This window comes from Citrobacter sp. CFNIH10 (genome assembly GCF_002934585.1).
In the GTDB taxonomy this organism is placed as follows: Bacteria; Pseudomonadota; Gammaproteobacteria; order Enterobacterales; family Enterobacteriaceae; genus Citrobacter_A; species Citrobacter_A amalonaticus.
Window position 1 is genome coordinate 3,676,952 of sequence record NZ_CP026216.1, and the last position, 25,053, is coordinate 3,702,004.

Sequence of the window (25,053 nt, forward strand, 5' to 3'; positions counted from 1 at the left end):
TGTTTACGTCTTCAATAGAGTGAAGACCTAATGAAGAGGAAAGGGCGTGGCAGAGCAGTTAGAGTTTTTCCCCGTTCAGAGCCCATGTCGGGGAATTTGCCAGTCAGATGAACGCGGTTTTTGCCGGGGGTGCCTGCGCAGTCGGGATGAGCGGTTCAACTGGCAAAAAATGAGCGACGCACAAAAACAAGATGTGCTGCGGTTATGCCGCCAGCGTCTGCTGCGTAAATTACGCGCAAATAAACCCGCCGCGCCAGAAGAACCTCAACAGCCTTCACTCTTTTAAGCCACTAATTGTATATACTCGCTGTAATTTACTTCACGAGGAAGCAGTTATGGTTCAGCGTATTACTCTTGCGCCACAAGGCCCGGAATTCTCCCGCTTTGTCATGGGATACTGGCGACTGATGGACTGGAATATGTCCCCCCGGGAGCTGGTGAGCTTTATTGAAGAGCACCTGGATTTAGGTGTCACGACCGTGGACCATGCGGATATTTACGGGGGTTATCTGTGCGAGGCCGCCTTTGGCGAAGCGCTGAAACTGGCTCCTCATCTGCGTGAGCGGATGCAGATTGTCACCAAATGCGGGATCGCCACCACCGCCCGTGCGGAAAACGCGCTCGGCCACTACATCACCGACCGCGATCATATTGTGAAAAGTGCGGAACAGTCGTTGATCAATCTGGCGACCGACCATCTGGATCTGCTGCTGATCCACCGCCCGGACCCGCTGATGGATGCCGATGAGGTCGCCGAAGCCTTCAAACACCTGCATCAGAGTGGAAAAGTGCGTCACTTCGGCGTCTCCAACTTCACCCCGGCGCAGTTTACGCTGCTGCAATCGCGCCTTCCGTTCACGCTGGCGACCAACCAGGTGGAGATCTCTCCGGTTCACCAACCGCTGCTGTTAGACGGCACCCTCGATCAGCTTCAGCAACTGCGTATTCGCCCAATGGCCTGGTCCTGCCTTGGTGGCGGACGTCTGTTTAATGACGATGCGTTCCAGCCGCTGCGTAACGAACTGGCGGTCATTGCGCAAGAACTGAATGCCTCTTCCATTGAGCAGGTGGTTTACGCCTGGATACTGCGTCTGCCGTCGCAGCCGCTGCCGATCATAGGCTCCGGAAAAATCGAGCGTGTACGTGCGGCAGTGAAAGCCGAGTCTCTGAAAATGAGTCGTCAGCAGTGGTTCCGTATCCGTAAAGCCGCGCTGGGTTACGACGTCCCGTAAACGTAAAATCGCGGATCTCCGTTCAAAATCGCGTCACTGGTTTACACTTAACCGACATACATACAGAACGGAGGTCCTATGAAGCGATTGAGTCTGGCTGTGTTAACCCTGTTAGCCTGTGCGGGGGCGCAAGCCGCCAGTGAAACAGTGGAGATGAATCTGGCTACCCCGCAAGGTGTCGGGCAGTCCATCGGGGAAGTCACCATTGCGGAAACCGAGAACGGACTGGAGTTTACACCGGATCTGAAAGCGTTGCCGCCGGGAGAACATGGTTTTCATATCCATGCCAACGGCAGCTGTCAGCCTGCCATTAAAGACGGTAAAGCGTCTGCTGCTGAGTCTGCGGGGGGACATTTTGACCCGCACAAAACCGGTAAACACGCCGGACCGGATGGCGAAGGGCACCTGGGCGATTTGCCCGTGCTGGTGGTGAATGACGAAGGTAAAGCCATTGTTCCTGTCACGGCAACGCGCCTGAAATCTCTTAACGACATCAAAGACAAAGCGCTGATGATCCACGTCGGTGGCGATAATATGTCCGATCAGCCCAAACCCCTGGGCGGTGGTGGGGCGCGTTTCGCTTGTGGCGTGATCAAATAATCAGGACGTCAGCGACCCTTCTGGCGGCGCTTGTTCCAGTTGGGAAAGCGAACAATACAGTCGCCAGACGATCGCCGCCAGTTCTTGCGCGGCGGGTTGATGATGGTGAGACAGCGTCTGGCAAATCCGCAGGAGTTCAGCCAGCGTCGCGGCAAGCGGTCGTTGCTGGACGCCGCGTTCGCTCATCACATCATGCAGTAAAGCAATACAGATGTCCCTGACCTGCGACAGCGGGTCAGAACGCGATTCCCAGCTGCGCAGTTGCCAGACGACGTGCGAACAGTTGAGCAACACCACGCCCCAGCGTAGCAGCCAACGCCGTGCCAGCGCATCCTGACTGTTGCTTAACTGACTGATATGGTGATAGGTCAGCGACTCGTACTCATTTTCACTGTACGTCGGATAACGGCTCAACTGATCGACAAAGCTCCGGCGCAGCGCCCGAATATGACGCCGGCTTTTGCGTGCATCCGAACCGGGACGCAAAATCGCGAACGCCAGCCATGACAACGCCACGCCGACAATCTTCGCCGTATTGTCATTCAGAAAATCGGCAAAGTCATAGACCGGCGGGTTGGTCACGGCGATAAACGAACCCATAAAGACAATCAGTTGCCCCCAAAGCCCCGCCAGTTTTGCCATCTGCAATTTCAATAATTGCATGGTGGTCAGCAAGGGGAACAAAAACAGCAGGAACTCCCACAGGTCACTAATCTGCACCATCAGCCCGAACTTGACCACGAAACTGAACAGCGAGAGCAATACCAGCGTGCGCATCAGCAGTGAGAGTGATTTAAACGGTGTGGCGACGACGGAGTAAAGCACGCTGCTGATGGCCGCCAGGGTCAGCGCCGCCGATCCCGATTCCCACTGTGAAACAATGCTCCATGTGCCAATCACCATTAGCGTGACGAAGGTGCGCAGGCCGCTCCAGAGGGCTTCTGCGTGGTCGGTATGCCGTGCCAGCGCCGGCGCGCGCGGAATGTTAACGGTAGTAAGCGGCCCGCCATTTTCAATCACGCGTAGCTGACGGCTGGTACGCAGATAGAGACGGCAGAAATAACGTAACCGCTGCCAGAAGGCGACGTGACGATAGTCGCTTACGTCGGTGGGGGCGAGTGGCGCAATAATCCGCGCTACGGCATAACTGTCAGTTTGTGAACGGGCCAGTGCTGTCAACAGTTGGTCAATAACATCACGTGTGTGGGCCGGAGGAGTCGGCCAGTTCAGTAACATTCTGCGCAGGCTCGAGATGACGCTGGTCAGGCGCAGTTGATGGTGCAGCAGGACGTTCAGCAGCGCATTCTGACGCCGGAAGCGGTAATGGCTCCAGAATGCCTGAATACGCAGTAAATTCATTGTCAAAATCTGCCCGATCACCCCTTCGTGGGCCGAGCGGATGGCGTCAGTAGACTCAGGTTGCCACAGCAGGCTGGCGTGTTCCAACAGGCGCGCGTGCATGTTCTTCAGCGCGGTCAGTAGCGCGGTGCCATCGGAGGTGCTGGGCAAAATCATCATCATCGTGCCGCCGCAGAGGATCCCGACAATCACTTCGCAAACACGCGCCTGGGCGATATCCCAGAGTTGAGTGATGTCGACAATGTTCACCATCGGGAAGGCAATAATGGCGGCGGTGTATCCCGCGAGCTGGAAGGCATAAGCCACATTGTTGGTAAACTGCGCGCAGGCCCACGTACAGAAACCAATCCAGGCGGACATGCTCAACAAAAACAGCCACGGTTCGTTGAGCGTATGCCCGGCAAGAATTAACGCTGCGGTCGCCCCCAGCAGACTGCCGGCAATGCGCCCGAGACTTTTACTGATTACGCCGCCGACGGTGGGAAAACTGACCACGGCGGCGGAGGTCATCGCCCAATAGGGTTCATCCAGATTGAGATAGTAGGCAAACGTCAGCGCCAGGCACATCGCGAGGGTATTACGCAGGGCATAGCGCCACTGCCCGGCCGTCGCTTTCAGCCACGGCGTATTGCCCAGAGACACGCGCAGTCGCTTCATTTAGTTGCCGATCGCTACGCTACAGGTCGTGCCGGAAACGAGCGTTACGTCACGTGGAAGCTGGTCAAATTCGATACGCACCGGAACGCGCTGCGCCAGACGCACCCAGGGCACGTTGGGTTTAATATCCGGCACCAGACCGGAATCGCTCTCCACGCTTTGGTCGTAAATCGCGCGGCCAATACTGGATACGTGACCCTGTAACTTAATGTTGCCGCTGTAAAGTGTAATCTGGGCAGGTGCGCCTTCGCGGATATGACGCAGCTTGGTTTCTTCAAAATAACCCATCACATAGAAGGAGTGGCTGTCCACCAGGGCAAACAACGGTTGACCGGAGGTGGCGAAGTCACCGGTACGCGTCGACAGATTGGTTATCCACCCGGAGACCGGGGCGTGGACATCCGTCTGCGCCAGTTGCCACTGCGCCTGTCTGAGCGTCGCCTGAGCGACGTCTACGCTTGCCTGCATCGCTTTGACGTTCAGATTGGCGGTGTCCAGTTCTTCAGCGGAGATAAAATTCTGCGATAAGTGACGACGGCGAGTGGCTTCGTTATTGGCTTTCGCCAGTTCCGATTGTGCTTTAGCCAGTTGCGCCTGCGCGTTGAGCTCGGCGATATGAAAAGGGGTCTTATCGATACGAAAAAGCAGATCGCCGGCGTTGACGAACTGGTTATCTTTTATCGGGAGATCGACGATGGCACCGGACACCTGCGGCGTAACGCTGACCTGTTCGGCTCGCACCTTTCCGTCACGCGTCCACGGGGATTGCATGTAATAATTCCACATAAACCATCCCGCCAGAACGGCGAGGGTAGCAACCACAATGGTGGAGAAATATTTCAGTGTTTTCAGCGTCATAATTACCATGCAACCAATAAAAGAAGACCCAAACAGACGCAGAGGGCAAAAATTGACAGATCCATCAATAAAGGATGCCAGATTTCACCCGAGTAAATCCGTTCGCGCAGCAGGCGATGGATGAAAAGCCAGAGGAGAAATCCCAGCGCAAAGGCCTTGAACAGCGGCGGGAAGTAAACAGATGCGCCAATCACTAAATCCTGTAAGGGCATCCCTGTTGTATTGTGTGCGGAGGTCACAAGCAATAGTCCTTTGCGTCAGGCTACGTTTATCCAGGTTTAGCAAAAACTGGTACGAAGCGTGCTTTTTTCGCGTAATGTCTGAAAAATATGTCTGTCGGTAACCAAATGCAGCAATACATTTGTTTTAGCAATACAATTGCTGCACACTATTCTAAAATCAGTATAATATCTTAGCAAGCTAATTATAAGGAGATGAAATTGGAATCGCCACTAGGTTCTGATCTGGCACGGTTGGTGCGCATTTGGCGTGCTTTGATAGACCACCGTCTTAAGCCTCTGGAATTGACGCAGACGCACTGGGTTACGCTGCATAATATTCATCAACTGCCACCGGATCAATCACAGATACAACTGGCAAAAGCGATTGGTATCGAACAGCCGTCACTGGTACGTACGCTGGATCAGCTCGAAGAGAAAGGGCTTATTTCGCGTCAGACCTGTGTCAGCGATCGCCGGGCCAAACGGATTAAACTGACAGAAAAGGCAGAGCCGCTGATTGCTGATATGGAAGCGGTTATCAACAAAACGCGTGGTGAAATTCTGGAAGGGATTTCTGCGCAGGAAATTGACCTGCTGATTAAACTGATCACCCGACTTGAACACAATATTATTGAGCTACAGTCGCACGATTAATGTCATGAAACGTGTGGTCAGGACCTGACCACACGTTAATTCACTTAGCGCGGAGAAACGGTTACCTGACGACCGTTGCTGGCCAGTACGACACGCTGTCCGGCAGAGAAACGCGTATCACCTTGTTTCTGAACAACCATGATGGTGTTGCCATCATCCTTACGGATTTCCAGTTCAACACCCTGCGTTTTATTCATCGCACCCTGCACGCCTTGTCCGGCGACACCACCGGCGACAGCACCCGCCGCCGTTGCCAGAGAACGACCCGTACCACCACCCACAGTGTTACCCAGGAAGCCACCGAGCACAGCACCACCAATGGCGCCGATCACGTTATCATTATCACCAGCCTGAATTTTTACCGGACGCACGTTTACAATCGTCCCGTAGGTAACGTTCTGAACCTGCTTCGCTTCAGAAGCGGTATAGACATCGCCTGAAAGGCTATCCGTGTTGGCACAACCCACTAAAGATAAGCCAGCCAGTGAAACGATCAGTACACGTTTAATCATTTAAAAATCTCCTGTTCACCATGAAACGCTACCCAAGCATCCCTCATGGTCAAATTATATGGCATTTGCGCGTTTAAGGTCACATGTTCTGTCTGAATGATGCAGAAATCATAATAACAGGCAGCTTAACCAACTTTAAACGAACTATTCAGTGAATTTATTAAATCAACGCGGCGAGGGTGCTTTCGGGAAAAACGTGAATGAAGCGTAGCATTGACTGCGCGTTTATGATGGAGTGTTGGCAAAAAGTCATGCTTAAAAAGGAACATGTATGAAATCGGGCCGTTACATTGGCGTGATGTCAGGCACCAGCCTTGATGGTGTTGATGTCGTACTGGCGACGATAGATGACACGATGGTGGCCCAACAGGGGAGTCTCACCTGGCCGATGCCTGTTTCCCTTAAACAGGCGATTCTCGATATTTGCCAGGGGCAATCTCTGACGCTTTCCCAGTTGGGGCAGTTGGATGTTCGGTTGGGCAAACTGTTTGCCGAGGCGGTCAACGCGCTATTGGCGCAGGAAAAACTGCGTCCGCAAGACATTATCGCTATCGGTTGCCACGGGCAAACGGTGTGGCATGAACCCACCGGCGCGGCGCCGCATACGCTGCAGATCGGCGATAACAATCAAATTGTGGCGCATACCGGAATCACGGTAGTCGGCGATTTCCGTCGTCGTGATATCGCGCTGGGCGGACAGGGCGCGCCACTGGTACCTGCATTTCATCAGGCGCTGCTCGCGCATCCGACCGAGCGGAGAATGGTGCTCAATATTGGCGGCATCGCGAATCTGTCGCTGCTGATTCCAGGGCAGCCCGTGCGTGGATACGACACCGGACCCGGCAATATGCTGATGGATGCCTGGATCTGGCGGCAGTGCGGCAAACCCTATGATAAAGATGCGCAATGGGCCTGCGGTGGGACGGTGATTATTCCGTTGCTACAAACGATGCTCAGCGATCCCTGGTTCTCGCTACCGGCACCGAAAAGTACCGGGCGTGAATACTTCAACTACGGCTGGATTGAACGGCAACTGACGGCGTTCCCGGGGATTGCGCCGCGCGATGTTCAGGCGACGTTGACGGAGCTGACGGCGGTCACCATCTCTGAACAGGTGTTGCTGAGTGGGGGCTGTGAACGTCTGATGGTCTGCGGCGGCGGTAGTCGTAATCCTTTGTTAATGACCCGACTGGCGGGACTGCTGCCGGGAACGGAAGTGACGACCACCGATGAGGCCGGGATCAGCGGCGATGATATGGAAGCGTTGGCATTTGCCTGGCTGGCGTGGCGCACGCTGGCTGGTCTTCCGGGCAATTTGCCCTCGGTGACCGGTGCCTCTGAAGCAAGCATTCTGGGCGCGGTGTTTCCCGCCAACCCACGAACTCAGAGTTAACTGAATTTTTCTTTCGTCTTCTGCCGTTACACTGTGGAGATTAGGAGGGTGAATTCACCCTTCTGGACCAGGAAAGTCTACAGGATACGTCTATGAAAAAACTGCTACTCATCTGTTTTCCGCTTATGCTCTCTGGTTGTAGCGTCTACAACCAGTTTGTTGAACGTATGCAAACGGATACGCTGGAATACCAGTGTGATGAAAAACCGCTGACGGTAAAATTGAATAATACCCGTCAGGAGGTGAATTTTGTTTATGACAACAAACTGCTTAATCTGAAGCAGGGTATTTCGGCGTCAGGCGCGCGCTATACCGACGGAATCTATGTGTTCTGGTCGAAAGGCGACGGCGCGACCGTCTACAAACGTGACCGTATCGTGCTGAATAACTGCCAGTTACAAAACCCGAAGCGTTGAGATTTCCAGCAGGGCGGCGCACAATAGCGCCACCCACTGACAATCCGTAGCGAACCCCATGTCTGATAACGACGAATTGCAGCAAATCGCGCATCTGCGCCGTGAATACACCAAAGGCGGTCTGCGCCGCCGCGATCTTCCCGCTGAGCCGTTAACGCTTTTCGAACGCTGGCTGGCTCAGGCATGTGACGCCAGACTGGCGGATCCCACCGCCATGGTTGTAGCGACCGTTGACGAAAATGGCCAACCGTATCAGCGTATTGTGTTGCTGAAACACTACGATGAAAGAGGGCTGGTGTTCTATACCAACCTCGGCAGCCGTAAAGCGCATCAAATCGAAAAAAATCCCCGCATCAGCCTGCTGTTTCCCTGGCATATGCTGGAACGTCAGGTGATGGTGACGGGTAAAGCCGAACGCTTATCGACCCTGGAAGTGGTGAAGTATTTCCACAGCCGTCCGCGTGACAGCCAGATTGGCGCCTGGGTCTCGAAACAGTCCAGCCGCATTTCCGCGCGCGGGATCCTCGAAAGTAAATTCCTCGAATTAAAACAGAAATTCCAGCAAGGAGAAGTGCCGCTGCCCAGTTTCTGGGGCGGATTCCGCGTCAGCATAGAACAGATGGAGTTCTGGCAGGGCGGTGAGCACCGACTGCATGACCGCTTTTTATACCAGCGTGAAAATGATGCATGGAAAATAGACCGTCTCGCACCATAAACCCGGAAAATTGTTGCGTTAAGCGCTAGCGCTGTGTGCGCCAGCGCTTTATTCTATAGATCTTTCGCGTCTGGCGAAAAGTCGTGTACCGGCAAAGGTGCAGTCGTTTTATACATGGAGATTTTGATGGCAAGCAGTAACTTGATTAAACAATTGCAAGAGCGGGGGCTGGTTGCCCAGGTGACGGACGAGGAAGCGTTAGCAGAGCGACTGGCGCAAGGCCCGATCGCGCTCTATTGCGGCTTCGATCCTACCGCTGACAGCTTGCATTTGGGGCATCTGGTTCCCTTGTTATGCCTGAAACGCTTCCAGCAGGCAGGTCATAAACCTGTGGCGCTGGTCGGTGGCGCGACCGGTCTGATTGGCGACCCGAGCTTTAAAGCCGCCGAGCGTAAACTGAACACCGAAGACACCGTTCAGGAGTGGGTAGACAAAATCCGTAAACAGGTTGCTCCGTTCCTGGATTTCGACTGCGGCGACAACTCCGCTATCGCGGCGAATAACTATGACTGGTTCGGCAACATGAACGTGCTGACCTTCCTGCGCGATATCGGTAAGCATTTCTCTGTCAACCAGATGATCAACAAAGAAGCGGTGAAGCAGCGTCTGAACCGTGACGATCAAGGGATCTCCTTCACTGAGTTCTCCTACAACCTGTTACAGGGTTATGACTTTGCCTGTCTGAATAAACTGCATGGTGTGGCGCTGCAAATCGGTGGTTCCGATCAGTGGGGTAACATCACCTCCGGGATAGACCTGACGCGTCGTCTGCATCAGAATCAGGTCTTCGGTCTGACCGTTCCGCTGATCACCAAAGCGGACGGTACCAAGTTCGGCAAAACCGAAGGCGGCGCAGTATGGCTGGATCCGAAGAAAACCAGTCCGTACAAATTCTATCAGTTCTGGATCAACACGGCGGACGCCGACGTGTATCGCTTCCTGAAGTTCTTTACCTTCATGGACATTGAAGAGATCAATGCGCTGGAAGAAGAAGACAAGAACAGCGGGAAAGCGCCGCGTGCGCAGTACGTGCTGGCCGAGCAGGTCACGCGTCTGGTGCATGGCGAAGAGGGCCTTATCGCGGCGAAACGCATCACCGAGAGCCTGTTCAACGGTACGCTGAGCGATTTGAGCGAAGCGGACTTCGAACAACTGGCGCAGGACGGTGTGCCAATGGTCGAGATGGAAAAAGGCGCAGATCTGATGCAGGCGCTGGTGGATTCCGAACTGCAGCCGTCTCGTGGTCAGGCGCGTAAGACCATTGCGTCAAACGCGATCACCATTAACGGCGAGAAGCAGTCGGATCCGGAGTACACCTTCACCGAAGGCGATCGTCTGTACGGCCGCTACACGCTGCTGCGTCGCGGTAAGAAGAATTACTGTCTGGTGTGCTGGAAGTAATCGAAAGTTAGCAGGGGCGTGGGAAACCACGCCCCTTTATTTTTTCAGGGTTGTGGTAAGCAAAAAATGAAGAATATCCTCGCCATTCAGTCCCACGTTGTTTTTGGACATGCTGGCAATAGCGCCGCGGAGTTTCCGATGCGCCGCCTCGGTGCCAACGTCTGGCCCCTCAATACGGTTCAATTCTCTAATCACACGCAATACGGCAAATGGACTGGCTGCGTCATGCCGCCCTCGCATCTGACGGAGATTGTGCAGGGCATTGCCGATATCGATCAGCTGAAGCGCTGTGATGCGGTGCTGAGCGGTTATCTGGGTTCTGCCGAGCAGGGCGAGCATATTCTGGGGATTGTGCGTCAGGTGAAAGCGGCGAATCCGGCGGCGAAATATTTTTGTGACCCGGTGATGGGACATCCGGAAAAGGGGTGTATTGTCGCGCCTGGCGTCGCCGAATTTCATGTTCGCCACGCGTTACCTGCCAGCGACATCATCGCCCCGAATCTGATTGAGCTGGAAATTCTCTGTGAACACGCGGTGAACACCGTGGACGAAGCGGTTACCGCCGCCCGCGAGCTCATTGCACAGGGGCCGGAGATTGTGCTGGTCAAACACCTGGCGCGTGCGGGTTACAGTCAGGATCGTTTTGAAATGCTGCTGGTTACTGCCGATGACGCCTGGCACATCAGTCGTCCGCTGGTGGATTTCGGTGTCCGTCAGCCGGTCGGCGTGGGCGATGTGACCAGTGGTTTACTGTTAGTGAAATTGCTGCAGGGGGCGACAATCCAGCAGGCGCTGGAACATGTGACGGCGGCGGTGTATGAGATTATGATTGCTACCAAAGCAATGCAGGAATATGAACTGCAGGTGGTGGCGGCGCAGGATCGTATCGCTCAACCAGACCACTACTTTAGCGCCACACAGCTTTGACTTGCCTGCCGGATGCGGCGTTGACCGCCGCCATCCGGCCTGATTCGCTTACTGTATTCCTTCCGCCTTCAGCGCTGCCGCAACGCCCGGACGCTCAGCCATTCGTTTCATATATGCCGCAATATTCTCTAACCCGTCCATATTGAGTTTTACCGCATACGCCCAGCGCAGTACGGTGAAAAGGTAGGCATCCGCGATAGTGAAACGCGAGCCACAAATCCATTGTCCCTCTTTGAGAGCGGCATCAACGTACTGCATTTTCTTCTCAAGAAGCGCGCGAACGGTCGGTTTATACTCTTCTGGAGTGTCAGGGCGAAACAGCGGCGTGAAGCCTTTATGCAGTTCAGTCGCAATGTAGTTAAGCCATTCCAGCGTCTTGTAGCGTGAAATGCTGCTTACGGGAGCCAGCAACTGGCGATCAGGAACGCTGTCGGCGAGATATTGCATTATCGCCACGCCTTCGGTCAGCAGCGTACCATCATCGAGCAGCAAAGCGGGAACCTGTCCTTTCGGGTTGACCGCGAAAAAATCATCGCCGTTTTCCAGACGCTTTTTCATCAAATCCACGCCATCCAGCGTGAAATCTTTCCCACTCTCGCGAAGGGTAATATGGGAGGCAAGAGAGCAGGCGCCTGGCTTGTAGAACAGTTTCATCGATAACTCCTTTCAACTGAGGTTTAACGTATCCTGGTTCGGGTTCAGGCAAAAAAAAAGCCGCTAACGCAACGTTAGCAGCTTCATTATGCGTTTCCCAGAAATTTACGCGGTAGCGGTTTTAGACGCTTTCTCGCGAGGTTCGTCGTCCTGAGTCATGCGGTTCAGTTTCGGTGCCGTCAGCAACATCAGAACAGCGATCACTGCGGTCGCCACGCCAATCTGCAGGAACACGCGACCATACACTTCCAGAGACATCAGCGGGTCCGTTACGTTTTCCGGAACCGCCATCATGCTGGCGACATAACCGCCAATGATGTTGGCGCCGGCAGTGGTGAGGAACCAGCTACCCATGATGAAGCCCATCAGACGCTGTGGAACCAGCTGTGCCACCATGGCCAGGCCCAGACCGGAAATCATCAGCTCACCGATACTTTGCAGGCCGTAGCAGATGATCAGCCAGTTAACGGAAACGATGCCCGCATCGGAGGCGAATTTGGCACCCAGCGGCAGGATCAGGAACGCGCCTGAACACAGCACCATACCAATGGCAAACTTCGTCGGCATCGGCAGAGTGTCGCCCATCTTGTTATAGATAGCCGCGAGGATAGGACTACCAATGATGATCCAGAACGGGTTCAGCGCCTGATACTGTTCAGGTTCGAACGCGATGCCAAGAATGGAGTGCTCAACGTTACGGATAGCGAAGAAGTTCAGCGATGTCGGCATCTGGCTGTACAGCACGAAGAAGATGATCGCTTCCAGCATCAGAATGAACGCCACAATCATTTTACGACGAGCCGCACCCTGCATAGAGAAGGCTTCTTTACCGAAGATAATCACGATACCAAGCGCGATCACACCCAGAACCATGCGGGCGATTTGCTGGTTATGCAGCAGCCAGGTGGCGATCGCGATGAGCGCGATAACACCGACGATGGTCAGCAGCAGGTTGCGGAAGTTAATCGGCTCAAAGTCAGGTTTAGAACCGTAGTTCTTCACCCAACGCTGGCAGAACGCGAAGTTCACCACGGTGATCAGCATACCGACAACGCTCAACGCGAACGCGGTGCTCCAGCCGTAATGCGCGGCCAGCCACGGCGTTGCCAGCATTGAGAAGAATGAACCGATATTGACGGACATGTAGTACATCGTAAATGCACCATCAAGACGCGGGTCATCTTTTGCATAGCAGGTTGAGAGCAGCGAGGACGGGTTAGCTTTAAACAGACCATTACCCACGGCAATGGCGGCCATCCCCATATAAACGATGCCAGCGTCGTGTCCGGACCATGCCACCAGGGCATAACCAATAGCCAGGACTACCGCACCAAGCATAATGACGCGCTTGGTACCCAGAATTTTATCGCCTAACCAGCCACCAATCGCGACCAGACCGTAAACCAGGGCGCTAAAAGACGAGAAAAGAGTGATTGAATCCGCTTCAGACATACCCAGTTGTTTAACCAGGTAAACGGCCATAATTCCTTGTAAGCCGTAATAACCGAAACGCTCCCAGAGCTCAATCGAGAAGATGAGATAGAACGCCTTCGGTTGTTTGAAAGCGTTAAGACTGACGCTTTCCGTTGGTTTCTTGTTTGCAGTAGACACTTTAGCCTCTTTTTTTACATCCCATATTAACGGGGGTGTTCTGTCACGTGATACCACTGGGTAGCCGTGAAATTGTTATAGTGGGAGGGGAAACGGCAAGTAATGTTCACTATCTTGCACTTTCAGACAAGTCTTTTGTAATAACCTGTTACATATATCTCATCTGGTGAATTCATCGGGGTAGATAAATGTTATCTAGCGTTAAATTTTTTTAATTGCGTAATGGCAGTTTTTTACGCTGTCAACGGGCCCTGAAAATCGCTGTATGGCGATATGTTCTGCTATATGCCGTTTAACGTAGTGATAAAGGCCAGTATCTAAAAAATAGCCAGTGTAATGTTTTGTGTATAAAAACTGACTCCTTGTCATCTGATTGTATAATTAACCAAATTCAACAAAATAATTTACATAGGGTTATCACTATGATCGGGATCACAGTTGGATAGAAATTTTCGTTATTAAAAAAAGGATTAACCTGAATAAGCACTAATCACCAGGATTATTCATTTGTCTAAACCTGATGACGTGGAATCATTGACGGAATGAAGAGGAAGAAGTAGAGGATAACAAAAAGTTATGGCGGGGCGGATGGGGTTGCCCCGACGAGTCAGATATCGACCTTCTCTTTGTATTCACAAAGATCTTCGATGATGCAGGAGCCACAGCGCGGCTTGCGGGCAATACAGGTGTAACGACCGTGCAGGATCAGCCAGTGGTGGCAGTCGACCTTAAACTCTGCGGGAACCACTTTCAGCAATTTCTCTTCCACCTGCTCAACGTTCTTGCCGGGCGCAAAGTGGGTACGGTTACAGACGCGAAAGATATGCGTGTCGACGGCGATGGTGGGCCAGCCGAAGGCGGTGTTCAGCACGACGTTTGCCGTCTTGCGACCCACGCCCGGCAGGGCTTCAAGCGCCGCACGATCCTCAGGCACCTCGCCATGATGTTGCTCAAGCAGGATGCGGCAGGTCTTAATCACGTTTTCGGCTTTGCTGTTAAACAGGCCGATCGTTTTGATATAGGACTTCACGCCCTCAACGCCGAGTTCCAGCATGGCGGCGGGGGTATTAGCAACCGGATAGAGTTTCGCCGTGGCCTTGTTCACGCTGACATCTGTCGCCTGGGCCGATAACAGCACGGCGATCAACAGTTCAAAGGGCGAGTTGAAATTCAGTTCGGTCGTCGGATGCGGATTATTCGCGCGTAATCGGGTTAAAATTTCTAACCGCTTTGCTTTATTCATGAGACATTCCCTGGTTCACCGGAAGGCAACTCCGTTGCGACAGACGCACTGGCGCGACGTTTTTTCATCTTCTCATCAATGAGATATTTCACCGCCAGCATGAGTCCCAGGCCAATAAAGGCGCCGGGGGGCAGCATTGCCAGCAGGAAAGGAGAGTCGGTGTGGAAAATTTCCACGCGCAGTACCTTTGCCCAGCTACCGAGCAGCCCATCCGCACCATCAAACAAGGTTCCGTTGCCGATAATCTCACGCAGAGAGCCCAGCACAAACATAGCGCCGGTTGCGCCCATCCCGATGGAAAACCCGTCGAGCGCAGAGAGCGCCGGACCCTTTTTGGCGGCGAAGGCTTCAGCACGTCCCACCACAATACAGTTGGTCACGATCAGCGGGATAAAAATCCCCAGCGACTGGTAGAGGCCAAAGGCATAGGCGTTGATCAGCATCTGTACCACACTGACGACCGACGCGATAATCATCACATAAACTGGGATACGAATTTCTGCCGGCGTCCAGCGACGTAATGTCGAGACCGCCAGATTAGTCAGGGTCAATACCAGCGTAGTGGCAAGGCCCAGCCCCAACGCATTGGTCGCCGTAGAGGTTACCGCCAGCAGAGGGCACAGTCCCAACAGTTGTACTAGCGCCGAGTTGTTTTTCCACAATCCCTGAACGATGACGTCTTTAATTTCGCTCATGATTTATTCTCCGCAGGCCGGAAGTTGAGGAAGTTGTGCCGGCAGTGTCCGGGCATACAGTCCGGCACGCTTGACGGCATTGACCACCGCACGTGGCGTAATCGTCGCCCCGGTAAACTGGTCAAAATCCCCGCCGTCTTTTTTCACGGCCCAGTGGCTGTCGTTATCACTCTGGATTTTTTTTCCGCTGAAACCGGTGATCCAGTCAGACAGACGCCGTTCTATTTTATCGCCCAGACCCGGCGTTTCATGGTGTTCCGTCACGCGAGTGCCTAAAATCGTACCGCTGAAATCGGCGCCGACCAACAACTGGATGGCACCGGAATAACCATCCGGTGCCGTCGCCTCAAGTACCGCCGCCACGGGAGTCCCGTCCTGCTCAGCGATATAAACGCGATGCTCGCCTTTGCCCAGCTCAGGGGCGCTGACCACGACGCAGCGATCCTGCAAACGGTTATTATAGCGATCGGCAGGCAAGACCTGATCAAACAGCGCCTTTTGCTGAATGGCTGCCTGTTCATCAATGGTGGTTTTGGTCAACTGGTTGATGGCGGCGGTGAGTCCGGTCGAGCCAGCGGCAAACAGCGCCAGGGTGATGCCATGTTTACGAATCGTTTTCAGCATGGATTATCCTTTGCGGTGTCCGTACACGCGCGGGCGCGTGTAGTAGTCAATCAGCGGCACCGTAATATTGGCTAACAGTACGGCAAAGGCCACGCCATCCGGATAGCCGCCGAAGCTACGGATTAACCACACCAGCAGGCCCGCCAGTGCGCCAAACACCAGACGACCGCGATTGGTCGTCGAGGCCGTCACCGGGTCCGTCAGAATGAAGAATGCGCCAAGCATCGTTGCCCCACTGAGCAGATGAATTTGCGGGGAAGCCAGCGACTCGGGGGCAAACAGCCAGCCCAGCGTCGCACAGACGCCCAATGAGAGCAGGAAGCTTACCGGAATATGCCAGCGAATAGCTTTTTGCTGTAGCAGAAAAACACCGCCAGCCAGCCAGGCCAGGTTGACCCACTGCCAGCCCGCACCGGCAAACATACCGTTGTAAATGGGGTACTGCATGATCTGCTCAACAGAATGACCTGCATGCAGAGAGGTTTTGAACGTATCCAGCGGCGTGGCCTGGCTTACCCCGTCAATCCCCATACGCAACGTATTCATATCACCGCCGCTGGCGGTATGCCCGGTAAAGATGACCTGCAGCGCATCGACCAGTCCCGGCGCGCTGGCGGCAATATCCTGCGGGGGCAACCAACTGGTCATCTGCACCGGGAAGGAGATTAGCAGCACCACATAACCAATCATCGCCGGGTTGAACGGGTTTTGTCCCAGACCACCATACAATTGCTTGGCAATGATCACCGCGAATACCGTACCGAGGATCACCATCCACCAGGGGGCGAGGGGAGGAATACTGATGGCCAGCAGCAGACCGGTCAGCAGCGCGGAGTTATCTTTTAAAATCGCCACTACCGGCTGTTTACGCAATCTGAGTACGGCGGCCTCCGCCAGCAGCGCACTGGCGCAGGCGAGTACGATCTGGAACAGCGTCCCCCAGCCGAAAAACCACCATTGCACGGCGATGCCTGGCACCGCAGCCAGTAAGACCAGCAGCATAATGCGCGAGGTTTGACGCTGATTATGCGTGTAGGGAGAACTTGCGATTCTGAATACCATTTATTCCTCGTTAACAACCTGCTGCTGAGCGTCTTTTTTAGCTTTTGCGCGCGCTATTGCAGCGGCAATGGCCACTTTGCGTGGGTCGACCGGTTCCAGGGAAGGGGCAACTGGTTCGTCGCTGGCCTGCTGTTCCTGTTTACGCGCCTTCGCACGGGCAATAGCGGCCTCGACGGCGGCTTTGCGCGGATCCACCGGTTCAGCCGGTGCGGCAGGTTCGCTGCTGGCCTGTTGTTCTTGTTTACGCGCCTTCGCACGGGCGATAGCAGCCTCAACGGCGGCTTTGCGCGGATCCACCGGTTCAGCCGGTGCGGCAGGTTCGCTGCTGGCCTGTTGTTCTTGTTTGCGTGCCTTCGCACGGGCGATAGCAGCCTCAACGGCGGCTTTGCGCGGATCCACCGGTTCAGTTGGCGCAGCAGGTTCGCCGCTGGCCTGTTGTTCTTGCTTGCGCGCTTTCGCGCGGGCAATAGCGGCCTCAACGGCGGCTTTGCGCGGATCCATCGGTTCAGTTGGTGCAGCAGATTCGCCGTTGGTCTGCTGTTCCTGCTTGCGCGCCTTCGCACGGGCGATAGCGGCCTCGACGGCGGCTTTGCGCGGATCGGCATCCACTGCGGTGACGTTCCCGGCCTGTTTTGCTCGTGCCAGCGCTTTGCGCGCTTCGCGAGCGGCTATCACCGCACTATTGTCCGGTTTTTCACCGGCTTTGATCATCACCGGTTGAGTCGCTTGCGCCTGTTTCTCTTTGACGCGAGCCAGGGCGGCGGCAATGGCATCCTGATCTTTTGCCGCAGGCTGCACGGCGGCTTTCTTGTGACGTTCCAGACGCGCCGCTTTCTCTCGCTCCAGGCGAGCCTGACGCGCTTCAAAGCGCGCTTTAGCCTCTGCCGCGCGTTTCTCTTCCTGGCTTATTGCGTAAAGCTCGGCTTTCTCCTGACGGAAATATTGCACCAACGGAATATTGCTCGGGCAAACCCAGGCACAGGCACCGCATTCAATGCAGTCGGCAATGTTATGCGCCGTGGCTTTGTCATGCTGTTGCCCTTTACTGAACCAGTAAAGCTGCTGGGGCAGAAGATCTGCCGGGCAGGCGTCGGCGCAGGCGCTACAGCGAATGCAGCCTTTCTCTTCCTGTGGTTCACCCATCTCTGTCGCTGACGGTGCCAGCAAACAGTTGGTGATCTTTACGACCGGCACATCGAGCCACGGTAGGGTGAAGCCCATCAGCGGGCCGCCCATAATCACCATCTGATCGGCAGAAGGGCAGAAACCGGCATCATTTAACAGATGTTTCACTGGTGTGCCCAGCCTCGCCCAGATGTTGCCTGGACGACTGACCGCTTCACCGGTGAGGGTCACAACCCGTTCAGTAATCGGTTCTCCATCGACGATCGCGCGTTTTACCGCATACGCCGTACCGACGTTTTGCATCAGTACGCCGATGTCGGAAGAACGACCGCCGTGCGGAACCTGCTTCCCGGTCAGGATTTGGGTCAGCTGTTTTGCGCCGCCCGACGGATATTTCGTCGGGATGACACGCAGTGAGATATCCCGCGCGTCGGCCAGCACCGCACGCAGCATTGAGATGGCCTGCGGTTTGTTATCTTCGATACCGATGAGGACTTCACGAGGTTGCAGAATATGCGCCAGGATGCGGATACCCTCGACAACCTGCGCCGCACAATCCTGCATCAGCCGATCGTCGGCAGTGATATAGGGTTCACATTCCGCCGCGTTGATGATCAGCGTTTCAATTTTGTCGCCGCCACCCTTTAATTTATTGCCGGTTGGAAAGCCGGCACCGCCCAGTCCAGCGACGCCGAACTGGTGAATACGTTCGATTAGGGCTTCGCGGCTCTGCGAACGGTAATCCTGCCAACCTTCGCGTTCAATCCAGCGGTCTTCGCCGTCGGCGTCGATGATCACGCTAAGTTCAGCTAATGCCGAAGGATGCGCCGTTGAGTGGGGCGCAATGGCGACCACCGTCCCGGAAGTGGGCGCATGAACCGGGAGCATTCTTCCCCATCCACGGGTCAGCGCTTGTCCGCGCAATACGTGTTGCCCTTCGGCGACGCACAGTTCACCTTCGGCACCGATATGTTGTTTGAGCGGCATAACAAAGCGCTGCGCGAGGGGAACCTGACGCAGCGGCGTGCCGTTTGACTGGGTTTTCATTTCCGGCGGATGGATACCGCCGTTGAAATCCCAGATCTTATCTTTTCTGAAAGCAGAGAATAACTTAAGCATGTTGTTCCACGGGGATATTACGCACGGGGATCGTGTTTAAATCCCACTTCCAGCTGTCAGGTGTTTCGGCGACCGGACGCAGTTCAATGCAGTGAGTCGGGCAGGGATCCACGCACAGATTGCAGCCCGTGCACAAATCACTCATCACCGTGTGCATGGCACGCGTTGCGCCAATAATGGCGTCCACCGGGCAGGCCTGAATACACTTGGTGCAGCCGATACAGTTGGCTTCATCAATCATCGCCAGCATGCGGACCGGCGCCACATCCTGTTCATCGCCATCAATCGGCTGGGGATCCACGTTCAGCAGTTCAGCGATTTTTAACATCACCGCTTCGCCGCCAGGCGCACAGCGGTTAATTTTTTCACCCTGACTGCCAATCGCTTCCGCATAGGGGCGACAGCCGGGATAGCCGCATTGCCCACACTGGCTCTGCGGCAGAATCTCATCGATTTTTTCAACGACAGGATCATCCTCCACCGCATAACGACGGGAGGCGTAACCCAGGATAGCGCCGAACACCAGGCCCAGCAGGCTCACGGCGGCAACGGCAATCCAGATAGCATTCATTACAACTTCACCAAACCACTAAAGCCCATAAAGGCCAGAGACATTAACCCGGCAGTAATCAGCGCAATGGCGTTACCGCGAAACGGTGCCGGGACATCTGCAACGGCGAGACGCTCGCGAATCGCCGCAAACAGCACCATCACCAGCGAGAAGCCGACGGCGGCGGAAAAACCGTACAGCGCCGACTGTAAAAAGTTATGGCCGAGATTGATATTCAGCAGCGCGACACCGAGAACCGCGCAGTTGGTGGTGATCAGCGGTAAGAAAATCCCCAGCAGGCGATAGAGCGCCGGGCTGGTTTTGCGCACCACCATTTCAGTAAATTGCACCACGACCGCGATAACCAGAATAAAGGCCAGCGTGCGCAGATAAATGAGATTGAGCGGGATCAGGATCCAGGTGTCAATCAGCCAGGCGCAGATTGAGGCCAGCGTCATCACAAACGTGGTCGCAAGCCCCATCCCCATCGCGGTTTCCAGCTTTTTGGAAACGCCCATAAAAGGACAAAGCCCCAGAAACTTAACCAGTACAAAGTTATTGACCAGTACAGTTCCGACAAACAGCAGCAGGTAATCAGTCATTTTTCGGCCTGAAATAAAAAAGCCGCCTATTATCTGACAATCTACAGCAGGCGACAACAGGTTAACTGTAAGGTTATTACGGGTTCACAAAGGTCGTTTTCACACGCGAGGAACGCTTGAAATAGGGCACTAACAGTGCTGCCGCCAGCAACGGGAAGAGTAACTGACGCACAGCTAAGGCGTCGGGCACCGGTGAAAAGGCAAAAGCCTTGACCGCCAGTAAGACGGAGACCAGCAGCCAGATAATATAGTGCTTCGGCACACTGCGTCTGCGCTTAAAGAACGCAATCGTCAACCACAGGGTGTAATACCACATGGCAATCGCGGTGAGAAAAGAGACGCCCCACAACAGCAGGTTGCCGGTACTTTGCTCCGCCAGCATCGCCAACGTTTTAGGCGAGGCGAGCGCCGTAGCATACAGGAACAAGGCCAGCGACGCACTCAGCAAGGCGACTAAAAGCCAGGCCAGCGGGCCCAGTAACCAACCGCCAATGCGCTGTGCCGGTGTTGTGGTCATAAAATCTCCGGAATTGCCAGACGTACCGTTGTTTTTGGGGCAATTATTATAAAGCTTTTACCGGCAAGCGCTACTTTCTTATTGCACGTAGTGCCAGACGGATTTCGGTACCTGACCAACATCAAAAAGGCGACCGCCGGAGACCAGTTCTGCGCGGCGATGATCGGCCGCGCGATACATATTGATAATGTCATGATCGTCGGTCAGGGTGTAGTGCAGGTGGTCAAACAGCTTTTCCAGGCTTTCGAGCGAGCTAATTTTGCGAAATTTTAATAAATAATCCTGAACAGTCATAAACAGGGATCCCTATATATAAAAATAAAGCCACGAGTGGTGAAGGTAAAATAAACCTGTCCCGGTGAAAGGAACCGGCAGGTAAAGGCCGAAAAAGTATTTTCTTAAATGGTGTTTGCAGTGCCAGACGACACCAGAGCGAAGGGTAACGCGCTTCGCCATCACTGGCAATAAGCGCCGGCATGGGAGGCCGCACAATTCGCTTTTTCAGATAATTTTTCGGCTTTTTCTGCAAATAATTCGGGAAAACCGACTTTCCAGGCGACATACGCCGCCTGGTGCGCTATTTCTGCTGAACAGCGGCAGTCGGTTCGGGAGGCTGATAATTATCGATATGATTGGCAACGCCAAGGAGGACCACGGACACCGCAAGAACCACCCAACCTGTTAATTCAATAAGACGATTGATGACTGACGACATTTGCTTGATTTATCCTTAAATACCGGCAGCAGATGTTACTTAGCAATAATTATCCCGGCAAGTGTTTCGGGAACGATTTCAGCGACTTTATACCGACAAACTGCCCGAAAGTGACATTAATTTGACTTAAGTTAAATAACGACCTTTATAGCCTCAGGGTTATTAAACTATTGTGAGTGGTTCATGGATAGTGTGAAATAGTCACAGACTGAAACGAGAGGCATATATATGAGTGACAACATCCGTGTAGGACTGATTGGCTACGGATACGCCAGTAAAACGTTCCATGCCCCCCTGATTGATGGCACGCCGGGACTGGAACTGGCCGTCGTTTCCAGTAGCGATGCAGCGAAAGTGAAGGCGGACTGGCCTTCCGTGGCCGTTGTCTCTGAGCCGAAGCATCTGTTTAACGACCCTAATATTGATCTGATCGTCATACCCACACCAAACGATACCCATTTCCCGCTGGCCAAAGCGGCGCTGGAAGCGGGTAAACATGTGGTGGTTGATAAACCTTTCACCGTGACACTGTCACAAGCGCGCGAACTGGATGCGCTGGCACGCAGTCTGGGACGGGTGCTCTCTGTTTTCCACAACCGTCGTTGGGACAGTGACTTTTTGACCCTGAAAGCGATGCTGGCGGAAGGCGTTTTGGGTGAGGTCGCCTATTTTGAATCGCATTTCGACCGCTTTCGTCCGCAGGTACGGGATCGCTGGCGTGAGCAAGGGGGACCGGGAAGCGGTATCTGGTACGATCTGGCACCGCATCTGCTTGATCAGGCGATCAATCTGTTCGGTCTGCCTGTCAGCATGACGGTAGATTTGGCCCAGTTGCGCCCGGGGGCACAGTCAACGGACTACTTCCATGCCACGCTTTCCTACCCGCAGCGTCGGGTGATCTTACACGGTACGATGCTGGCGGCAGCGGAATCGGCGCGTTACATCGTGCATGGTTCGCGAGGCAGCTATGTGAAGTACGGTCTGGATCCGCAGGAAGAGCGTCTGAAAAATGGCGAGCGCCTGCCGCAAGAAGACTGGGGCTACGATATGCGTGATGGCATCGTCACACGCGTTGAAGGCGAAACACGGGTGGAAGAGACCTGGCTGACCGTGCCGGGGAATTATCCGGCGTACTATGCCGGGATCCGCGATGCGTTGAATGGTCACGGAGAGAACCCGGTACCGGCGAGCCAGGCTATCCAGATTATGGAACTGATTGAGCTGGGAATTGAGTCGGCGAAACATCGTTCGACGTTATGCCTTGCCTGATGTCTGAAAGGCCCGATGAATCACATCGGGCCTCTTTTCGCTATGCCGCCGCCACTTTTTCTCGCAGCGCCTGTTTTTCCGCCGCGTTCAGGAAGGCGATTTCCAGTCCGTTAATCTGTGCCTGACGAATCTGCTCACGGCTCAGTCCTGCTGCCGGTGCCGCAACGGTATATTCGTGAATGATATCCACTCCCTGAACCGCCGGATCGTCAGTATTCAGGCTGGCGAGGACGCCATGCTCGAGGAACGTTTTCAGCGGATGCGCGGACAATGATGCCACGGTGCTGGTCTGAATATTCGACGTCAGACAGGATTCGATGCCAATCCGTTGTTCCGCGAGGAAATCCATCAGCGCCGGATCCTCAACCGCTTTCACGCCGTGGCCGATGCGTTCCGCACCCAGTTCGCGAATGGCCTGCCAGATGCTTTCCGGACCGGCAGCTTCTCCGGCGTGCACCGTAATGTGCCAGCCTGCGTCACGCGCGCGGTTGAAATGGGACAGGAACAGGCTGCCGGGGAAGCCCAGTTCATCACCGGCAAGGTCAAGCGCGGTGATCCGATCGCGGTGCGCCAGCAGTGCTTCCAGCTCCTGTAGACACGCGGCCTCGCCGAAGGTCCGGCTCATGATGCCGATCAGTTGCGCCTGCACGCCAAAGGTTTTACAGCCTTCATGTACGCCAGCGATGACCGCTTCCACCACGCCAGCAACCGGCAGCTGATGTGTCATTGCCATGTAGCCCGGAGAAAAACGCAGTTCTACATAGTGCAGGCCATTGCGGGCGGCGTCTTCGATATTTTCAAACGCGACGCGGCGACAGGCGTCGAGGGACGCTAAGACTTTCACGCCCCAGTCCAGTTTCGACAGAAAGCTAACCAGATCCGGTTCAGTGGCCGTGACCTGTACATGAGGGATCAGCGTTTCAAGGGTTTGCGCGGGGAGGGGCAAATTGAACTGGCGGCCAAGATCCAGAATGGTTTGTGCCCGGATGTTACCATCAAGGTGGCGATGAATGTCAGTTAACGGCAGGGAATTATCAATCATGGTCGCACTCATTATTCGTATATAAAAGTGCGCGCTATTATAAAAACAAAAGCAGGAGAAAAGCTATGTTGCGCAATGATTAATTCCATTGCGCAACCGGGGTCAGCGTACCGATCGGATCGCGTTAATTAATCCGTTCACGCCTTTTTCGAGTTTTGAACGTGGACAACCGGCATTCAGTCGTACAAAACCGCGTCCTTCATCACCGTAAGTAAAGCCGGGCATGATGGCGATTTTTTCCTTCTGAATCAGCGCATTCTGCAATGCATTATCATCAACGTTTAATATCCGCAGATCGATCCACGCGAGATAGGTCGACTGCGGCACCGGCCAGTTAAGTTCAGGAAAAGCGTCGTTCAGCGTATCTGCAATGTAGTGTAGATTGTCCCGGAGATACGCCCGTAGCGCGTCCAGCCACGGCTCACCCTGTTCATAGGCCGCGATATGAGCAGTCAGTGCCAGCACGGCGGGAGAGGACAGACCGTCGCGACCTTTCAACGCGTTGAGATACGTATCACGACTGTCAGCGTCTTCAATCATCCCGTAAGCGCCGGTCAACGCCGGAATATTGAAGCTTTTGGAGCCAGAGGTAAACAGCGCCCAATTGTCACGCGCCACATTGCTCCAGGGGATGTGCGGCTGTTCGCCCCAGACCATATCCATATGAATTTCATCAGATATGACCCGCACGCCGTGACGCTGGCAGCGTTCCGCCATCGCTTCCAGTTCCTCGCGCGTCCAGACTTTACCGGTCGGGTTATGCGGACTGCACAGCAGCAAAATTTTACTTTCCGGACGCGCCAGCGCCGCATCCAGTTTCTCTATATCGCAATGCCAGTGGCCATTGCGCTGTTCCAGTGCCACCGGAACAACATGGCGCTGATTGCCTTCGATAGCCTTATAGAACGCGTCATAGGCTGGGGTATGGAGCACCACGCCGTCACCGACAGAAGACCACTGGCGGATGAGCTGTGACACCATATAGATCACGGAAGGGCCATACACCAGCGATCCGGTATCGATACGCGTATTGTGGCGCCGGGCAAACCAGTGGGCAATCGCGCCGAGAAACGCCTCATTCTTCCAGCGACTGTAGCCCAGCACACCGTGAGCGAGGCGCTGATTCAGCGCCTCCAGGATGCAGGGAGCCGTCGCGAAATCCATATCAGAGATAGTAAACGGCAGCAGGTCGGCAGTGCCGAAGCGATCGGCTACGTAATCCCATTGCGTGCACCATGTACCGTGACGGTCAACAACCTGTGAAAAATCAAACATGTGCG

27 protein-coding genes and 1 pseudogene are annotated in these 25,053 nt (G+C 54.4%); 10 read left to right on the forward strand and 18 right to left on the reverse strand.

Annotated elements, in window-relative coordinates; translation table 11 throughout:
* The first annotated feature begins 46 nt into the window (after positions 1 to 46).
* From C2U53_RS21580 to sodC, 3 genes are all read left to right on the forward strand, one after another.
* Positions 47 to 286 (forward strand): DUF1289 domain-containing protein, encoded by a 240-nt coding sequence (locus C2U53_RS21580; RefSeq protein ID WP_043000804.1) that lies wholly within the window; start codon positions 47 to 49, stop codon positions 284 to 286.
* A 49-nt stretch (positions 287 to 335) separates the two neighbouring features.
* On the forward strand, positions 336 to 1,232 hold the full coding sequence (locus tag C2U53_RS21585) for an aldo/keto reductase family oxidoreductase (RefSeq protein ID WP_043000803.1): 897 nt from the start codon (positions 336 to 338) through the stop codon (positions 1,230 to 1,232).
* 78 nt (positions 1,233 to 1,310) lie between these two features.
* Positions 1,311 to 1,832 carry a superoxide dismutase [Cu-Zn] SodC gene (gene sodC / locus C2U53_RS21590; protein ID WP_104446424.1) on the forward strand — a complete coding sequence of 174 codons (522 nt, stop codon included), beginning with the start codon at positions 1,311 to 1,313 and terminating at the stop codon, positions 1,830 to 1,832.
* Here the strand turns inward: sodC and C2U53_RS21595 are convergent.
* From C2U53_RS21595 to C2U53_RS21605, 3 genes and pseudogenes are all read right to left on the reverse strand, one after another.
* Positions 1,775 to 3,848 (reverse strand): annotated as a pseudogene (locus C2U53_RS21595) (FUSC family protein). The gene sodC and the pseudogene C2U53_RS21595 sit on opposite strands and share 58 nt — an antisense overlap.
* Positions 3,849 to 4,706, reverse strand: coding sequence for an HlyD family secretion protein (locus tag C2U53_RS21600; RefSeq protein WP_043000800.1), 858 nt, complete (start codon positions 4,704 to 4,706; stop codon positions 3,849 to 3,851).
* 2 nt (positions 4,707 to 4,708) lie between these two features.
* On the reverse strand, positions 4,709 to 4,918 hold the full coding sequence (locus C2U53_RS21605) for a DUF1656 domain-containing protein (protein WP_043001939.1): 210 nt from the start codon (positions 4,916 to 4,918) through the stop codon (positions 4,709 to 4,711).
* A gap of 222 nt (positions 4,919 to 5,140) precedes the next feature.
* Here C2U53_RS21605 and slyA point away from each other — a divergent pair, with 222 nt between their 5' ends.
* On the forward strand, positions 5,141 to 5,581 hold the full coding sequence (gene slyA, locus C2U53_RS21610) for a transcriptional regulator SlyA (RefSeq protein WP_080343305.1): 441 nt from the start codon (positions 5,141 to 5,143) through the stop codon (positions 5,579 to 5,581).
* A 44-nt stretch (positions 5,582 to 5,625) separates the two neighbouring features.
* On the opposite strand, the gene slyB is transcribed toward slyA, so the two are convergent.
* Entirely contained in the window at positions 5,626 to 6,093 is a 468-nt protein-coding gene (gene slyB, locus C2U53_RS21615; RefSeq protein WP_043000799.1) for an outer membrane lipoprotein SlyB, read from the reverse strand.
* 271 nt (positions 6,094 to 6,364) lie between these two features.
* On the opposite strand from slyB, the gene anmK reads away from it, so the two are divergent.
* The 5 genes from anmK to pdxY all read left to right on the forward strand — a co-directional run bounded on the left by anmK (position 6,365) and on the right by pdxY (position 10,945).
* Positions 6,365 to 7,486, forward strand: coding sequence for an anhydro-N-acetylmuramic acid kinase (gene anmK, locus C2U53_RS21620; RefSeq protein WP_090050050.1), 1,122 nt, complete (start codon positions 6,365 to 6,367; stop codon positions 7,484 to 7,486).
* Positions 7,487 to 7,578: 92 nt separating this feature from the next.
* The gene (mliC, locus tag C2U53_RS21625; protein WP_044254665.1) at positions 7,579 to 7,902 is read left to right on the forward strand and encodes a C-type lysozyme inhibitor; all 324 of its coding nucleotides are present in this window, start codon (positions 7,579 to 7,581) and stop codon (positions 7,900 to 7,902) included.
* A gap of 58 nt (positions 7,903 to 7,960) precedes the next feature.
* Positions 7,961 to 8,617: a pyridoxamine 5'-phosphate oxidase gene (pdxH, locus tag C2U53_RS21630; protein WP_043000796.1), complete on the forward strand. Its 657-nt coding sequence runs from the start codon at positions 7,961 to 7,963 to the stop codon at positions 8,615 to 8,617.
* A 126-nt stretch (positions 8,618 to 8,743) separates the two neighbouring features.
* Entirely contained in the window at positions 8,744 to 10,018 is a 1,275-nt protein-coding gene (gene tyrS, locus C2U53_RS21635; protein WP_043000795.1) for a tyrosine--tRNA ligase, read from the forward strand.
* Positions 10,019 to 10,084: 66 nt separating this feature from the next.
* On the forward strand, positions 10,085 to 10,945 hold the full coding sequence (gene pdxY, locus C2U53_RS21640; protein ID WP_043000794.1) for a pyridoxal kinase PdxY: 861 nt from the start codon (positions 10,085 to 10,087) through the stop codon (positions 10,943 to 10,945).
* A gap of 48 nt (positions 10,946 to 10,993) precedes the next feature.
* On the opposite strand, the gene gstA is transcribed toward pdxY, so the two are convergent.
* From gstA to blr, 12 genes are all read right to left on the reverse strand, one after another.
* Positions 10,994 to 11,599: a glutathione transferase GstA gene (gstA, locus tag C2U53_RS21645; protein ID WP_044254662.1), complete on the reverse strand. Its 606-nt coding sequence runs from the start codon at positions 11,597 to 11,599 to the stop codon at positions 10,994 to 10,996.
* A 105-nt stretch (positions 11,600 to 11,704) separates the two neighbouring features.
* The gene (gene dtpA / locus C2U53_RS21650) at positions 11,705 to 13,210 is read right to left on the reverse strand and encodes a dipeptide/tripeptide permease DtpA (protein ID WP_043000792.1); all 1,506 of its coding nucleotides are present in this window, start codon (positions 13,208 to 13,210) and stop codon (positions 11,705 to 11,707) included.
* A gap of 607 nt (positions 13,211 to 13,817) precedes the next feature.
* A complete protein-coding gene (gene nth, locus C2U53_RS21655; RefSeq protein WP_044328194.1) occupies positions 13,818 to 14,453 on the reverse strand; it encodes an endonuclease III in 636 nt (211 codons plus the stop codon).
* On the reverse strand, positions 14,450 to 15,148 hold the full coding sequence (locus C2U53_RS21660; RefSeq protein WP_104446426.1) for an electron transport complex subunit E: 699 nt from the start codon (positions 15,146 to 15,148) through the stop codon (positions 14,450 to 14,452). The genes nth and C2U53_RS21660 overlap by 4 nt, the downstream gene beginning before the upstream one ends.
* 3 nt (positions 15,149 to 15,151) lie before the next feature.
* Positions 15,152 to 15,772, reverse strand: a complete 621-nt coding sequence (rsxG, locus tag C2U53_RS21665) for an electron transport complex subunit RsxG (RefSeq protein WP_044254656.1) — start codon at positions 15,770 to 15,772, stop codon at positions 15,152 to 15,154.
* A gap of 3 nt (positions 15,773 to 15,775) precedes the next feature.
* Positions 15,776 to 16,834: an electron transport complex subunit RsxD gene (gene rsxD / locus C2U53_RS21670; protein WP_104446427.1), complete on the reverse strand. Its 1,059-nt coding sequence runs from the start codon at positions 16,832 to 16,834 to the stop codon at positions 15,776 to 15,778.
* Positions 16,835 to 19,078 carry an electron transport complex subunit RsxC gene (gene rsxC, locus C2U53_RS21675; protein WP_104446428.1) on the reverse strand — a complete coding sequence of 748 codons (2,244 nt, stop codon included), beginning with the start codon at positions 19,076 to 19,078 and terminating at the stop codon, positions 16,835 to 16,837.
* Positions 19,071 to 19,649 (reverse strand): electron transport complex subunit RsxB, encoded by a 579-nt coding sequence (gene rsxB / locus C2U53_RS21680; protein ID WP_043000785.1) that lies wholly within the window; start codon positions 19,647 to 19,649, stop codon positions 19,071 to 19,073. Before rsxB ends, rsxC begins: the two co-directional genes overlap by 8 nt.
* Positions 19,649 to 20,230 carry an electron transport complex subunit RsxA gene (rsxA, locus tag C2U53_RS21685; protein ID WP_003029144.1) on the reverse strand — a complete coding sequence of 194 codons (582 nt, stop codon included), beginning with the start codon at positions 20,228 to 20,230 and terminating at the stop codon, positions 19,649 to 19,651. The genes rsxB and rsxA overlap by 1 nt, the downstream gene beginning before the upstream one ends.
* A gap of 76 nt (positions 20,231 to 20,306) precedes the next feature.
* The gene (locus C2U53_RS21690) at positions 20,307 to 20,747 is read right to left on the reverse strand and encodes a DUF2569 domain-containing protein (RefSeq protein ID WP_043000784.1); all 441 of its coding nucleotides are present in this window, start codon (positions 20,745 to 20,747) and stop codon (positions 20,307 to 20,309) included.
* 78 nt (positions 20,748 to 20,825) lie between these two features.
* A complete protein-coding gene (ydgT, locus tag C2U53_RS21695; RefSeq protein WP_043000783.1) occupies positions 20,826 to 21,041 on the reverse strand; it encodes a transcription modulator YdgT in 216 nt (71 codons plus the stop codon).
* A 283-nt stretch (positions 21,042 to 21,324) separates the two neighbouring features.
* The gene (gene blr, locus C2U53_RS21700; RefSeq protein WP_043001937.1) at positions 21,325 to 21,450 is read right to left on the reverse strand and encodes a division septum protein Blr; all 126 of its coding nucleotides are present in this window, start codon (positions 21,448 to 21,450) and stop codon (positions 21,325 to 21,327) included.
* 240 nt (positions 21,451 to 21,690) lie between these two features.
* Here blr and C2U53_RS21705 point away from each other — a divergent pair, with 240 nt between their 5' ends.
* Entirely contained in the window at positions 21,691 to 22,731 is a 1,041-nt protein-coding gene (locus C2U53_RS21705) for an oxidoreductase (protein ID WP_043000782.1), read from the forward strand.
* Between the two features lie 40 nt (positions 22,732 to 22,771).
* On the opposite strand, the gene add is transcribed toward C2U53_RS21705, so the two are convergent.
* Both add and C2U53_RS21715 read right to left on the reverse strand, forming a co-directional pair.
* Positions 22,772 to 23,773: an adenosine deaminase gene (gene add, locus C2U53_RS21710; RefSeq protein WP_043000781.1), complete on the reverse strand. Its 1,002-nt coding sequence runs from the start codon at positions 23,771 to 23,773 to the stop codon at positions 22,772 to 22,774.
* A gap of 102 nt (positions 23,774 to 23,875) precedes the next feature.
* Positions 23,876 to 25,048: a MalY/PatB family protein gene (locus C2U53_RS21715; protein ID WP_104446429.1), complete on the reverse strand. Its 1,173-nt coding sequence runs from the start codon at positions 25,046 to 25,048 to the stop codon at positions 23,876 to 23,878.
* Positions 25,049 to 25,053 lie beyond the last annotated feature (5 nt).